14 protein-coding genes are annotated in these 12919 nt (G+C 57.8%); 9 read left to right on the top strand and 5 right to left on the bottom strand.

Annotated elements, in window-relative coordinates:
- Positions 1-224: 224 nt before the first annotated feature.
- Positions 225-533, top strand: coding sequence for a hypothetical protein (locus ACYZTX_RS19990; RefSeq protein ID WP_462035543.1), 309 nt, complete (start codon positions 225-227; stop codon positions 531-533).
- A 325-nt stretch (positions 534-858) separates the two neighbouring features.
- Here the strand turns inward: ACYZTX_RS19990 and ACYZTX_RS19985 are convergent, their stop codons facing one another.
- Complete coding sequence (locus ACYZTX_RS19985; RefSeq protein WP_462035542.1) at positions 859-1176, bottom strand: DUF6966 domain-containing protein; 318 nt, start codon at positions 1174-1176, stop codon at positions 859-861.
- Positions 1177-1475: 299 nt separating this feature from the next.
- Here ACYZTX_RS19985 and ACYZTX_RS19980 point away from each other — a divergent pair, with 299 nt between their 5' ends.
- From ACYZTX_RS19980 to ACYZTX_RS19965, 4 genes are all read left to right on the top strand, one after another.
- Positions 1476-2834 (top strand): MATE family efflux transporter, encoded by a 1359-nt coding sequence (locus tag ACYZTX_RS19980; protein ID WP_462035541.1) that lies wholly within the window; start codon positions 1476-1478, stop codon positions 2832-2834.
- Positions 2835-2860: 26 nt separating this feature from the next.
- Complete coding sequence (arsN2, locus tag ACYZTX_RS19975; protein ID WP_462037078.1) at positions 2861-3304, top strand: arsenic resistance N-acetyltransferase ArsN2; 444 nt, start codon at positions 2861-2863, stop codon at positions 3302-3304.
- 608 nt (positions 3305-3912) lie between these two features.
- The gene (locus ACYZTX_RS19970) at positions 3913-4560 is read left to right on the top strand and encodes a hypothetical protein (protein WP_462035540.1); all 648 of its coding nucleotides are present in this window, start codon (positions 3913-3915) and stop codon (positions 4558-4560) included.
- A 243-nt stretch (positions 4561-4803) separates the two neighbouring features.
- Entirely contained in the window at positions 4804-5493 is a 690-nt protein-coding gene (locus ACYZTX_RS19965) for a phosphoribosyltransferase (protein ID WP_462035539.1), read from the top strand.
- Between the two features lie 4 nt (positions 5494-5497).
- Here the strand turns inward: ACYZTX_RS19965 and ACYZTX_RS19960 are convergent, their stop codons facing one another.
- Entirely contained in the window at positions 5498-6253 is a 756-nt protein-coding gene (locus tag ACYZTX_RS19960) for an SDR family oxidoreductase (RefSeq protein WP_462035538.1), read from the bottom strand.
- A 206-nt stretch (positions 6254-6459) separates the two neighbouring features.
- Here ACYZTX_RS19960 and ACYZTX_RS19955 point away from each other — a divergent pair, with 206 nt between their 5' ends.
- Positions 6460-7029: a YceI family protein gene (locus tag ACYZTX_RS19955; RefSeq protein ID WP_462035537.1), complete on the top strand. Its 570-nt coding sequence runs from the start codon at positions 6460-6462 to the stop codon at positions 7027-7029.
- Between the two features lie 205 nt (positions 7030-7234).
- A complete protein-coding gene (locus ACYZTX_RS19950) occupies positions 7235-7957 on the top strand; it encodes a GNAT family N-acetyltransferase (RefSeq protein ID WP_462035536.1) in 723 nt (240 codons plus the stop codon).
- Positions 7958-8221: 264 nt separating this feature from the next.
- On the opposite strand, the gene ACYZTX_RS19945 is transcribed toward ACYZTX_RS19950, so the two are convergent.
- On the bottom strand, positions 8222-8890 hold the full coding sequence (locus ACYZTX_RS19945; protein ID WP_462035535.1) for a TetR/AcrR family transcriptional regulator: 669 nt from the start codon (positions 8888-8890) through the stop codon (positions 8222-8224).
- A gap of 86 nt (positions 8891-8976) precedes the next feature.
- Here ACYZTX_RS19945 and ACYZTX_RS19940 point away from each other — a divergent pair, with 86 nt between their 5' ends.
- Positions 8977-9627, top strand: coding sequence for an NAD(P)H-dependent oxidoreductase (locus ACYZTX_RS19940; RefSeq protein WP_462035534.1), 651 nt, complete (start codon positions 8977-8979; stop codon positions 9625-9627).
- Here the strand turns inward: ACYZTX_RS19940 and ACYZTX_RS19935 are convergent.
- Together ACYZTX_RS19935 and ACYZTX_RS19930 are read right to left on the bottom strand one after the other, a co-directional pair.
- Positions 9584-10705, bottom strand: a complete 1122-nt coding sequence (locus tag ACYZTX_RS19935; protein WP_462035533.1) for a DmpA family aminopeptidase — start codon at positions 10703-10705, stop codon at positions 9584-9586. The two genes, ACYZTX_RS19940 and ACYZTX_RS19935, sit on opposite strands and share 44 nt — an antisense overlap.
- 202 nt (positions 10706-10907) lie before the next feature.
- Positions 10908-12011 carry an extracellular solute-binding protein gene (locus ACYZTX_RS19930; protein WP_462035532.1) on the bottom strand — a complete coding sequence of 368 codons (1104 nt, stop codon included), beginning with the start codon at positions 12009-12011 and terminating at the stop codon, positions 10908-10910.
- A gap of 111 nt (positions 12012-12122) precedes the next feature.
- Here ACYZTX_RS19930 and ACYZTX_RS19925 point away from each other — a divergent pair, with 111 nt between their 5' ends.
- On the top strand, positions 12123-12896 hold the full coding sequence (locus ACYZTX_RS19925) for a helix-turn-helix transcriptional regulator (protein ID WP_462035531.1): 774 nt from the start codon (positions 12123-12125) through the stop codon (positions 12894-12896).
- The last annotated feature ends 23 nt before the right edge of the window (positions 12897-12919 follow it).

Raw genomic sequence — 12919 nt, 5'->3', positions numbered from 1 at the left:
TCACCATAAGCTCTACAGATTCGGCGGTACTTGAACGTCTGAACCATGGATATTAGCGAATGGGCAAATTCACACGGAAAATTGTGCCCTGCTCCAGCGTCGACTCGACCTCTATCTTTCCTCTGATGACGGCTCTGCCAGACCTGACTCAATTGTTGTAAAGTACACAATTGACGGTGAAGCGAAAACCAAGCGCTTTCTAAACCAGAAGGGTGGGTAATGTTATGAAAGAACAGTTAGAGATTTTAAATTCCTTGGCCGCCCTCATTTATGAAGAGGCGCCGAAAGCCTGTGAAGAAATTGTTTATAAAGCTGAGCTGGATTTAGATGAGGGTTGGGTTGAGTCCAGTTTTTCATATTGTAAAAATGGAGTTCGGCATTCGGATTTTTTATCCGATTCGTGTGAGGTGGAGGTTTCGGCGTTGGTTTCGAAGTTGAACGAGCTTATGTGTCAGCATACGGGCGGTAGATGGCGTTGCTTTGTTATGAAGTTTGACCGCGATTTTGAGGTGTCTACCGATTATGAGTATTGAACAGGGGTAAACGGGGACAGATCACGTTTTCTGTGCGCCACTCTCATCAAGTAAAGCTACCCGTTGTGCTTTTGTGCCCCTGCGCTTTGCTTCACCCATACATTGCCTCGTTAGTGAGCGCACTCAGTATCGATTAGTTAAAAATGCATTTCTAACCTGTTCTACATTACAAGTCAGCAGCCTTCTATCACCTAAGGCTTCGACAGGCAGCAATTGGCCGATTACTGCCCGTCGTGAGGGGCTGCAATCGACCCATAGCGGACCTTGGCAAAGTGGATGCGGAGTTTACGCGCGCGCATTAGCCCGTTGCTTCGACGATTCGTCATCAGTCTTGTGATCGCTTTATTTCATCGGCGAGCTGCGCAGCTTCGTTGCGTAATTTATCGAATTTTTCGTTTAACTCTACATGGCCTGATTTCCAGGAAACAACGCCATCGTCATAGCTCTGTCCAAGAATCAGATCATTGAAAGAGCCCATTCCTCCATAGGCCGACAGTAGGTAAGTAATCCCAGAGTAATCAGAGTCGAGAAGGAGTGCTCGTGCCTTTCGCATCCACAGGCTCCAGCGAGCATCTCCATCGCTTTCAAGTGCCGTAGCAAGCTGGTCAAGAACACAGATCAGCTCTTCGGTTTTCGGTCCCATCTCTTCTAATCATCCAAGGTTATTTACGGAATGGCAGGAAAAAACTGTCGAGTATGACTCGCCATTCTCACTGAATAGGCTACCGTTTCGCGATTATTCTATCCACGGATTGCTCCTGGCCGGTTACTGCAAGTCGTGAAGGGCTTGGCTTTATTGCGCACAAAAAATTGTACGAGCGTCTGCGTTTGGCCGAAAGCAGACATTACTCATGCTACTCAAGTCTGCGAAATCGAATCGGTGGTACGCAGTCCCCTAGAGTAGAATTTGCAAACCGCGATCGCACCCGAGACGGACCCTCAATGCAAACCCCCGCCACCCAACACCCCCTCTGGAAAACCTACCTCCTTTTCCTGGCCCCCATGGTCCTCTCCAATTTCCTCCAATCCATGTCGGGCACCATTAACAGCATCTACATCGGCCAAATGCTCGGCACCCAAGCCCTGGCTGCCGTGTCCGGCATGTTCCCCATCGTCTTCTTCTTCATCGCCCTGATCATCGGCCTCGGCGCGGGCGCTGGTGTGCTCATCGGCCAGGCCTGGGGCGCGCGTGAACCGCATCTGGTGAAAACCATCGCCGGCACAACGCTGCTGTTAGGCGCAATGATCGGCCTGACAGCAGCAGTACTCGGCAGCGTCTTCGCAAGACCAGCCTTGCAGGGTTTGGGGACCCCGGCAGACGTAATCGACGACGCAGTGTCCTACGCCCACGTGATGATGTGGATCATGCCGTCGCTGCTGGTCTACGTGCTCTTCACCCAACTGCTGCGCGGGGTGAGCGATACGGTGTCGCCGCTGATCGCGTTGGTGGTGTCGACGTGTATCGGGTTGGCGCTGACGCCGGCGTTGATTCGGGGTTGGTTCGGGCTGCCGATGATGGGGATTCAGAGTGCGGCGTATGCCGGGTTGGCGGGTAATTTGTCGGCGATGGGGTGGCTGGCGTGGCGGTTGATTCGCAAGGGGCATCCGTTGGCGCCGGATCGGGAGATGTTTGCGGCGATGCGGCTGGACCTGGTGATTCTCGGCAAGGTGTTGCGCATCGGGTTGCCGACCGGGTTGCAGATGGTGGTGTTGTCGGTGTCGGAGCTGGTGATTCTGGCCCTGGTGAATCAGCACGGTTCGCAGGCGACGGCGGCGTATGGGGCGGTGACGCAGATCGTCAATTACGTGCAGTTTCCGGCGCTGTCGATTGCGATCACGGCGTCGATCCTCGGGGCTCAGGCGATTGGGGCAGGGCGGCTTGAGCGCATGGGGCCGATTCTGCGCACGGGGCTGTTGATCAATGTGTGCCTGACCGGTGGGTTGGTGGTGTTGGGTTATCTGTTGTCGCACTGGTTGCTGGGGTTGTTCCTCACGGAGGATTCCACCCGGGCGATGGCGGAACATCTGTTGCACATCATGCTCTGGAGCCTGTTGGTGTTCGGCTTCCAGGCGATCGTCGGCGGCATCATGCGCGCCAGCGGCTCGGTGCTGGTGCCGATGGCGATTTCGATTGTTTGCGTGGTGCTGGTGCAGTTGCCGGTGGCGTATGCGTTGGATGCGCGGTTCGGGTTGCAGGGTGTGTGGATGGCGTTTCCGGTGGCGTATCTGGGGATGCTGGCGTTGCAGACGGCGTATTACAAAATGGTCTGGCAGCATCAGAAGATTGAGCGGTTGGTGTAGGCGGACAGGAGGTAACGGTGCTGAACATGCAGATGATTAAAGTAGACGATAAAGGTCTGGATCAGCTCCGTGATGCCCTGCGTCAGGCAGCATTGCCTTGCGATGATGTCAGCGAACCAGGCCGGCAGTTTTACCGTTTCGAAGTGGCGGGGAAATGGGTGGCGTTTGGAGGGCTGGAGGGTTCGGCTCCCGACCTGTTGCTTCGTTCAATAGTGGTGTGTGACGCGCGTCGTGGAGAAGGGCTGGGCCAAGCTGTGTTGTTTGCATTGGAACAGTGGGCGGCCTCACAAGGCGCGCTTCGACTGCATTTGTTGACCCAAGGGGCAGCCGGTTTTTTTGCCGCCAATGGTTATGAACAGTTCGACAGGCAGGCCGCGCCTGTTGCCATCACCCAAACAGCCCAGTTCAAACATTTATGTCCGGCGTCTGCGAGCTATCTACGAAAAACGTTAAGTGCGCCGGTTCCATAGACCGGCGACGTTGTTCGAACAACTCATCTTAAAGCGACAACGTTGGCTCCCGCATTGGCGCTGGTGATGTTGTCATCCCTTACAAAAGTATGACTGTTTCAGTGAGGGCAGGTCCTGAATGCGAGCAGCTCGCTATTGCACTTTTCGTAAGTCGCCTAACAACTAATGGATCCATAAACACTATTGGAAACCCCTGTAATTCACCAGCCCAGTTGTCATGGGGCTGACAGAGAAGTTGATGAGTTAGTACCGACGTGCGGGGTGCTCACAATGGCCGCCGTTTGTCGGTAGTGTGATCAAAAAATGAACATTCCAGGACTCCAGGCCTCTGATCCTGCAGCACGTCACCCAAGACCTGCTCCTGCAGCCGCATAAAAGAAGTGGAAAATTATCCTCATGTGCATTGAATGCTAATGGGGATTTTTTTACCTGACATTCAGGAGGCAATAATAAGCCGGTCATTGATTTGCCATGCGAATCAAGAGGCTAAGCAGTGTCAAGTCTATGATTTGGCATACTTTATAAAAGTAAGGTCGAATAGGGTTTCGAAGTGTTGAATGCCCTGTTAAGTATCGATCTGTACTATCGAATAAGGTGGAGAAAGTACCGTGGCGATAAATACAATTATGAGCCTGCTAGAAAATAAAGAGTTTATGGAGTTTTTGCGAATGGGCGTGATTTACGTTCATTTAGTGTCGTGTTGTGTGGCCATCGGCTTGGTATTGACCAGTGATATTGCGATGGTCAGAGACTTGTTCAAACGAAAAACATTCACTGAGCATGATAATGCTCACATGGAAAGTCTTCAGAAGTCTGTCATCACTGCATTGATAGCGTTGTGGGTGACTGGTGCCGCTATCATCGGGATTGATTACCTGGAAAAAGGTATGAATTACTTTATGAATCCAAAGCTTCACGCCAAAGTGATTATTGTCGTGTTGCTGAGTTACAACGGTCTCTTGTTGCATCGCCTGGTGTTGCCCGCGCTGCAAAAGGCAGGCTCGTTGCTCAATCTTGGCTTCAATGCACGGATGCTGGCGCTGTTCTGCGGCTCGCTGTCGGCCGTGTCCTGGATGTATGCGGCCATGCTGGGGGTCGGGCGCCCGTTGGCCTGGAAATACTCCCTTTCCGAACTGTTGATGGCGTATCCGCTGCTGATTGCACTGGGTTTCCTGACGATGCTGGCATTGACTCAGCGTTTGAAACCACAAGACTCCGTTGTTATTTCTCCGCGGACAGTTGCGAGCGCATGTTAGACCGGTTCACTGCGTAAACCTTGCGGGCTTGTCCTGAGCCTGACAGGCGCGACCTTCTTTGTGCCGGTGCTAATAAAAGCCTGCATCAGGGAGGTCGCTTTGGTTTGAGTCGGAAGGCCGGATGCTTCCAGACATTAAACTGTGAAAAGCCCTGAACTTGATGTCAGCCACCGTCAGACCGACAATCCTGGAGTGACCGTGTGATGCGAACCGACAGGCGTGATCGCCTGAGGAGGTTTTCAAATGAGTCCCTCATCGTCACCCCTCTTGCAGGACCGTGCCGCGGCCGGTCGACGTCTGGTGGAGCCGCTACTCAAATACGCGCATAGACCCGATGTCATCGTCCTCGCCTTGCCCCGTGGCGGTGTGCCGGTCGCCTATGAAGTGGCCACCGCCCTGGAGGTTCGCCTCGACCTGATGCTGGTGCGCAAGCTCGGGGTTCCGTCCCATCAGGAGCTCGCCATGGGCGCCATCGCCAGCGGCGACATCCAAATCCTCAATGAACACGCGCTGCGGGCCCACCCGATTGATCAGGCCACGTTCGACACCGTGGTCGCACGGGAAACCCGGGAGCTGTTGCGCCGCGAGCAGGCCTACCGGGGAACGCGCGCGCCGGTGCAACTCGAGGATCAGGTGGTGATTCTGATCGACGACGGCCTGGCGACAGGCGCCTCGATGATGGCGGCGATCCACGCGGTGCGTGTGCACGCGCCGTCTCGCATCGTCGTCGCCGTGCCCGTGGCGCCGATTGAGACGGCGGAGGCGCTGCGCAGCGAGGTGGATGAGCTGATATGCCCGCTCATTCCCGACTGGCTCATGTCGATCGGCCGTTGGTACATGGATTTTTCCCAGACCTCGGATGCCGAGGTCATCAAGCTGTTGCAGCGGGCGTGGTTGCGAGAGTCCAGCGCCGCTGATCATCATCGCCACTAGCGACTCAAGACGGATGCGCGGTCTCCAGCCAGTCTTCAAACCGGGTCGCTCCGACAATGGGCTTATCGCCTGGCGTGAGAGATTTGTCATCGATAGGCGCACCGAAGTAAGGAACCGTGTCGTCCGACACCGCCTCGCGCGGGTCCTTGGTGTGTTTCAGGTATTCACTCACGAACTCGACAATGAGGCGGCGATCCGGCCCGGCCACTTCCACGGTCTGATTGATCGGTGCTTTTAGAGCGATAGCCGTCAGTGCGGCCGCGACATCGACCGAGGCCACCGGTTGCAACGCGGCGGACGTTAAATGGATAGTGTTGCCGTCCTCGCGACCTGAATAAGCGATGGCACCAATGAACTCGAAGAACTGCGTGGCGCGCAGGATGGTGTAGGGAACGCCCGACGCTTTGATGAGTTTTTCCTGGGCCATCTTGGCCCGGAAATAACCACTGCCGAGCATCCGTTCGGTGCCGACGACTGACAGGGCAACATGGTGTCGGGTGCCGGCTACCTTCTCGGCAGCGAACAGGTTATGCCCGGCGGTCTCAAAGAAATGCAACGCCGCGTGATCCTCGAATGAGGGTGAGTTCGCCACGTCGACCACCACGTCGGCGCCCTTGAGCGCGTCCGCCAGGCCTTCGCCGGTGATGACATTGATGCCGGTACTCGGTGACGCCGCTATGACTTCATGCCCCTGATTCTGGAGGTTCTTGCAGACATTGCTGCCGATCAGCCCAGTTCCTCCGATGATGACGAATTTCATGGCCAGTCTCCCGATGCGGTGAGTCGGACAGTCATTAAACACCCGGGCGTCAGGCCGTATCGGGCGGCCACTCGCGTTGGCCGACAGGTGGTCGGAAGCCTGAGCACCAGGTGGAATAAGCGGCGTTTTTTTGCTTTAGTCCACCTATCGCTGGCTAACGTGTGCGGCACCTCAGTTCATGACGGGAGCCCGCCCCGGAGAACCCCATGAAACATCGATTCCCGACCTGCGCGGTGCTGGTTGCCGCCCTTGCATTCGGCGCGTTGCCTTGCGTCCAGGCGGTCGAGTACACGCAGGTAAATGAAACCGCCAGCACGATCTCCTTCACATATAAACAGTTCTCCTCGCGGGTATATGGGACGTTCGGCAAGTTCGAGGCCACGCTTGATTTCGACACGGCGAACCCGTCAGCCGCCCACACCGCGCTCACCATCCAGCTCGACAGCATCGATGCCGGAAGCAGCGACGCCAACAACGAACTGCAAAAGCCTGCCTGGTTCGACTCGGCAACGTATCCAGTGGCGAGGTTTGAATCGACCGGTGTGAAGGTACTGAGCGACAACCGTTACTCGATCACCGGCAAACTCACGCTCAGGGGCATCACGCGTGAAGTGGATGTACCGGTGCTCCTGAAGTCCGAGAACGCCATCGGGATTTTCGATGGCCAGTTAACGCTCAAACGCAGCGACTTCAAAGTCGGTGAAGGTGAATGGGCCGACGGCGTCGTCTCCGACAAGATCAATATCCGGTTTCGCATGGTTGCGCCGGAGCAGTAATTTGCGCGTGGTATTCCACGTTGCTTGCTCCGCCGTGGTTTCGAATTCGAAGACCCAAGGGGGCATCGCCGCGGCGTTCCGACGATGGGGCCGGGACATCCAGCATTGCTGTCGAGTGTCACACCACCTTCGGTCACGTCAGCACGTTATGATAGGCACGCCCGCGAACACACTCTTCACGTCCGCCCCAGAGTCAGAGCCACGAATGCCCCAGATCACCCACTTCAAAACCCCGTGCCCCGAGCACATCAATAGCCAGATCCTGCAGATGGTGGTCGATTACCTGACCGACATCAGCATGGTCGCTATCGCGCCAAGCAACCTGTTGTACAACGTGTACCAGTACGCGATCGGCTACGAGGTTCACCTGTGTCTGGAGGCGTTGAACGGTGTGAAAGGGATTGCCGTGGAGTTGCTCGTTGCGACCGACGATGACGACCCGGAGAAGGTCGTTGGTTTCTTGCTGTACTTGCCGGTAAAGGACGATCCTGATGCATGCGGCGTGGCGTATATGGCGGTGCAGGCCAGCCATCGGCGTCAGGGTGTCGCCCGAAAGATGCTGCGGGAGATGGTCGGCCGTTATCCTCATGCCGAGTTGACGTGCGCCGTGGCCAAGGTTCCGTATTTTGAGGCAATGGGCTTTCAGGTGGTGGGCGCGCGCGGTACTCAGGTGCTGATGAACACCCGTGACCATGGCACCGATGGCTTGATGGCCCTGCTGGATGTGGCATCAATCTACAGCTCGCTGGAGGTGCGGCAGATTCATACGTACCTGCTGCAAAAACACGGCAAGCGCGCGATGCTCGATGCGGAAAAGCAGCGTGACCGACACCTGGACCAGATGATGCGCAAAGCCAATGAGTTTGTCCGCGAGCGACTGGGTGACGGTGCCGTACCAGCCCATTCCCCTCGACTGCGGTTGGTTTAGTCACCTTCGACTCGACGCAAAAAAAGCCCTTGGTGCGGACAACGCGCCAAGGGCTTTTTGGTGTCTGGAATTGGTGCAGATAAAAAAAGAGCCTCAAAGCTCTTTGATGGGGAGGAAGTAGAGCCCTCGAGGCTCAAGATGCGCATGAAACAAGTGGTGAGCTTGGTAGGGGTTCATTTCACCCACCACTTACGCAACGGCTTGAGCAAACAAGCGGCTGCGTAAATTCATCGTAGAAAAATGGGGGTTCGCACTCAAGTACCGCTAGTCGCATGCTGTTTCAGGCATCACCCCAGCGACTTCTCCCGCGTCACCACGCGCACTTCTTTCAACCATCCCCACGATGGTTTCATACAGTTCGTCCTGGGCCTGCACGGCCGTGACTTCTCCATTTGTCGCGGCGTGGGACAAGGCTTCTGCCGCACCGAGCATTGCCCGCAGGCCCGCTGGCTTGATCTCACCCATGCCAGCGAAAGGGGCGAGGGCGGTCCGGCACTTGTTCAGGAAAATCGCTTCGTACTCGCGTTTGATCTTCTCCAGTTCCGGGGAGCTGGCCAGTGCCGCGATGACGCCGGGGATTTCGTTGCCTTGAAGCAGTACGCAGTCGACGTACGACGAAGCGATCACTCTGGCGGTGCCGGGCAAAGTCGGTTCGCTGTTCTGAAGCGCAGCATCCATCAGCGCTGTCTGTCGGGCATCGAAGTCCTGGTAGAGCGCCGCCAGCAACCCGGATCGCGTGGTGAAGTGATCGTAAACCACCGGTTTGGTCACCCCGGCTTGCTCGGCGAGCCGCCCCAATGTCAGCGCGTCCGTGCCTTCTTCCCGAACGAGTTGCCAGGCGACGTCCAGCAACTGGCGTTGGCGGTCCTCCCGGGACATTCGTCGTCGCGGTGGCGGGATGGGATCCTGCGCGTCTGTTTCGGTGCTTGACATGGCTATGTACCAAAAGTAACTTACTGATCGTAACTTACCAAGAGTATATAAGGTTCGCCTTGTGCTCTCAATCAGGAGTTTCCAGCATGCACGCGCTTATTGTTGTGGCTCATCACGATCCGCGTTCGCTCACCCACAGTCTGGCTGCCCAGGTCGCTCAGGGGTTCAACCTGGATGATCCCAGTCATACCGTTGAAATCGCCGACCTCTCGGCCGAAGGGTTCGATCCGAGGTTCAGCGCCGCTGATCTGGCGGTGCATCACCGGGAAGCGCCGCCCCCTGCGGATGTGGTTGCCGAGCAAGCGCGGATAGAACGCGCCGATGCGCTGGTGCTGGTTTATCCCGTTTACTGGTGGTCGATGCCGGCGCTGCTCAAGGGCTGGATTGATCGGGTGTTCGCCAACGGCTGGGCGTTCGATTTCGGTGCAGATGCCGACTTGGAGAAGAAGCTTGGCCATCTGCGGGTTCACCTGATCGGTGTGGGCGGTGCCGACGCTGCAACCTACGCTCGGCACGGTTATGCCGAGGCCATGAAGACGCAGATTGACCATGGAATTTTTGACTATTGCGGTGCGCAGGTGGTGACGTCCAAGCTGCTGCTCGAATCGGAAGTTCAGGATCCAGCTGTGCACTTGGACGCCGCGAGAAGCCTTGGTCGCGAGCTCTTTGCGGCCTCCAGACACCTCAATCCGGCTAGACCTGTTCACCCGGCCAGCCAGCCCGACGCAAGGCGTTGAGCAACGCTCCGGCATCCAGTCCCGGCACCGCATGGCCATTGCCTTCGGCAGTATCGGAGGCCAGCAAGGCATTGATGATCGCTTCCTCCACCGCTTCGGTGGCGGCCAGGAACAGCTCGCTGATGTGGTCGTTGTTGACCATGCTCAGGTTGTCGCAGGTCGGCGCGCCTTTGCCTTCATAAGCGGCGGGTGGCACGTGTTGGTTGCCGGTGGCAAACGCGATGAAAATGTCACCGCTGTGGTCTTCATTGCCGCCGCCGGTGCGGGCTAGGCCGAGGCTGGCGCGCTGCGCGAGGCGCGTGCACTGGTGTGGCAACAACGGCGCATCGGTGGCCAGGCACACAACGATCGAACCCATGCCAGGGTGCGGCAAGGACGCTTTGAGGAACGGCGAGTCGGCCTTTTCCATGTAGCGCCCGACCGGGTAACCGTCGACGCGCAATTCGTTGCGGATGCCGTGGTTGGCCTGGACGATAGCGCCGACGGTCCAGCCGCCCTGAGCACTGTTCAGACGTCGCGAAGCAGTGCCGATCCCGCCCTTGAATTCGTGACAGATCATGCCGCTGCCGCCGCCGACGGCGCCTTCACTGACTGGGCCACCCACCGCCGTGCGCAGGGCTTGGGCCACATGTTCAGGCTTCACGTGGAAACCGTTGATGTCGTTGAGCAGACCGTCAAAGGTCTCCAGCACCACGGGCATGTTCCAGTAGAGGCGCCCGTCATCGGGCTGGTTCTGGCGATCCAGCGTCACCAGCGCATCGCGCACCACACCCAGGCTGTGGGTGTTGGTGAAGGCGATCGGGCTGGTCAACAGGCCGGCCTCGCGAATCCATTCAAGCCCCGTGGCATCACCGTTGCCGTTGAGCACATGGACGCCGGCAAAGCACGGTTGCTGATTGGTGGAACCAGTACGCGGCTCGATCACGGTGACGCCGGTCAGGATGTCGCGACCGTTCGCGGTGCGTCCTCGCACATTGCTGTGGCCGACCCGGACGCCGGGCACATCGGTAATGGCGTTGAGCGGGCCGGGTTGCAGTTGGCCGAATTGGATGTTCAGGTCGCGGGCACGTGGTTTCATCGCTTCTCTCATCTTCAGCAAGTTATTGGCTATCGCAATCCGTGTAGCAGCTGTCGAGCTTGCGAGGCTGCGTTCGACTGCGAAGCAGTCGTGAAATCAGGCAATGCGATGTATCAGGTAGTCCTAGATTTCAGGATTTACGACTGCTTCGCAGCCGAACGCAGCCTCGCAAGCTCGACAGCTGCTACAGATTCCATCGGGTTTACTGACCGTTTTTGACTTTGCTCCAGATCCGCGTCCGCACGCGCTCAGTGGCTGGCGGCAGAGGTTGAAGGGTGAATAACGTGGCCATGGCCTCGGCCGACGGATACACCGCCGGGTTGTTGCGGGTGGCTTCGGCCATCAATGGTGTCGCGCTGCGGTTGCCATTGGGGTAGGAGAGGTGATCGCTGACGGGGGCGATGACTTCGGGGCGCATCAGATAGTCGATGAAGGCCAGGCCCTGTTCCGGATGCGGCGCGTCCTTGAGCAACACCAGCGTGTCGAACCACACCGGCGCGCCTTCCTTCGGCAGGCTGTAGGCGATCTTCACGCCGTTGTTGGCCTGCTCGGCGTTGGTCTTGGCTTCCAGCATCGCGCCGGACCAACCCACCGCCACGCAGATGTTGCCGTTGGCCAGGTCGCTGATGAACTTGGACGAGTTGAAGTAGGCGATGTGTGGACGCAGCTTGAGCAGCAACGCTTCGGCCTTCTTGTAGTCCTCGGGGTTGGTGCTGTTAGGTGGCAGACCGAGGTAGTGCAGGGCGACTGGCAGCATCTCGGCCGGCGAGTCGAGCATGGCCACGCCGCACTGGCCGAGCTTGGCCAGGTTCTCTTCGTTGAACACCAGGTCCCAGGAGTCCACCGGCGCCTTGTCGCCCAGCGCAGCGCGGACCTTGTCGATGTTGTAGCCGATGCCGTTTGTGCCCCACAGATACGGCACGGCGTACTGGTTGCCCGGATCATTGTTGGCCAGCTTCGCCAACAGATCAGCGTCCATGTTTTTGAAATCAGGCATCTGAGCGTGCGGCAGGGGCGCAAGAGCACCGGCCTTGATCAGGGTTGGCAGACTGAAGTTACTGGCCACTACCACGTCGTATCCGCTGCGGCTGGTGAGCAATTTGCCCTCCAGTACTTCGGCGCTGTCGAAGGTGTCATAGACCGGCGCAATGCCGGTGTCACGTTTGAAATCCTGCAGGGTCGTGGGACCAATGTAGTCATACCAGTTGTACACGTGCACGGTGGGCTCCTCGGCGGCAATCGCCGATAGCGAGACCGACAGACAGGCGCCCAGTCCAAGATTGATATACGCGCGGTGACGACTCATGATGCGGCACTCCTGGCCTGCTGCAGGCCGGTGATGATCAGGTGCTTGCAGCGTATCGGCAGGGAGTGGGCTCACCCATTCCCATCATGGGTTACTCGAAAGGGGTAGTGCGTGGACGCGTTGTTGAAAGAGTTGCCGGTGCACCAAGGGCTGGCGCGAATGTTTGGAGCAGTGGGGCAGGACGGGTTCTGGCGCGTGCTGGTCGACACGCTACGCCTGCTGGTGCCGCTGGATAATGCGTTGGTCGCGGTGATGCGGGCCGGGCGGGTGCCGCGCCTGCTGATTGATTTCGACTCTAAAGGTGGCGCGTACGAGCATGAAGAATTGGCGGACTACAGCGCTGGCATGTACCTGCTCGATCCGTTTTATCAGGCCGCCTGCGCCGGCATTGCCGACGGTTTGCACAGCCTCGATTCGGTCGCCCCTGACCAATTCCAGCAGAGTGAGTACTACCTGAGCTACTTTTGCACCGTGGTGGGCGGTGACGAGTTGCAGTTCATGGTCAACGTCGATGGCGCCGTGCTCGGTTTGTCCCTGGGTCGCTCAACGCGGTTCAGCCCTGCAGAGCAGGGCCGCCTGCTCTGCGTGCGTGATTGGGTGCTGGCGGCGATGCGCCGTCACCTGCAATTGCTGCCGCCGGAAGGACCGGCTGCCGAGGCGGTGGCCGGGGATCTGGCGACCTTGCTGGATCGCTTCGACGCGCGCCTGTCCGTACGGGAAGTCGAAACGGCGCGACTGATTCTCCAGGGCTTCTCAAGCAAGGCCATCGCCCAACAGATGGGCATTTCCCCGGAGACGGTGAAGGTGCACCGGCGCAACCTCTATCACAAGCTCAATGTGAATGGGCATGGTGAGTTGTTTGCGTTGGTGTTGCAGCCGCGTTGAAATCAACATCAAAAGATCGCAGG

It is taken from the genome of Pseudomonas sp. MDT1-17, assembly GCF_054898105.1.
Note: the sequence above shows the minus strand (reverse complement) of the source record. Positions and strands in the feature narration are given on the sequence as shown.

Bases quoted from the DNA above. Each gene is read 5' to 3' on its own strand.
- ACYZTX_RS19960 (WP_462035538.1), bottom strand. From the start codon at position 6,253: ATGAAATTCGTCATCATCGGAGGAACTGGGCTGATCGGCAGCAATGTC.
- ACYZTX_RS19950 (WP_462035536.1), top strand. From the start codon at position 7,235: ATGCCCCAGATCACCCACTTCAAAACCCCGTGCCCCGAGCACATCAAT.
- ACYZTX_RS19965 (WP_462035539.1), top strand. From the start codon at position 4,804: ATGAGTCCCTCATCGTCACCCCTCTTGCAGGACCGTGCCGCGGCCGGT.
- ACYZTX_RS19990 (WP_462035543.1), top strand. From the start codon at position 225: ATGAAAGAACAGTTAGAGATTTTAAATTCCTTGGCCGCCCTCATTTAT.
- ACYZTX_RS19980 (WP_462035541.1), top strand. From the start codon at position 1,476: ATGCAAACCCCCGCCACCCAACACCCCCTCTGGAAAACCTACCTCCTT.
- ACYZTX_RS19940 (WP_462035534.1), top strand. From the start codon at position 8,977: ATGCACGCGCTTATTGTTGTGGCTCATCACGATCCGCGTTCGCTCACC.
- ACYZTX_RS19930 (WP_462035532.1), bottom strand. From the start codon at position 12,011: ATGAGTCGTCACCGCGCGTATATCAATCTTGGACTGGGCGCCTGTCTG.
- arsN2 (WP_462037078.1), top strand. From the start codon at position 2,861: ATGCAGATGATTAAAGTAGACGATAAAGGTCTGGATCAGCTCCGTGAT.
- ACYZTX_RS19985 (WP_462035542.1), bottom strand. From the start codon at position 1,176: ATGGGACCGAAAACCGAAGAGCTGATCTGTGTTCTTGACCAGCTTGCT.
- ACYZTX_RS19935 (WP_462035533.1), bottom strand. From the start codon at position 10,705: ATGAAACCACGTGCCCGCGACCTGAACATCCAATTCGGCCAACTGCAA.
- ACYZTX_RS19955 (WP_462035537.1), top strand. From the start codon at position 6,460: ATGAAACATCGATTCCCGACCTGCGCGGTGCTGGTTGCCGCCCTTGCA.
- ACYZTX_RS19945 (WP_462035535.1), bottom strand. From the start codon at position 8,890: ATGTCAAGCACCGAAACAGACGCGCAGGATCCCATCCCGCCACCGCGA.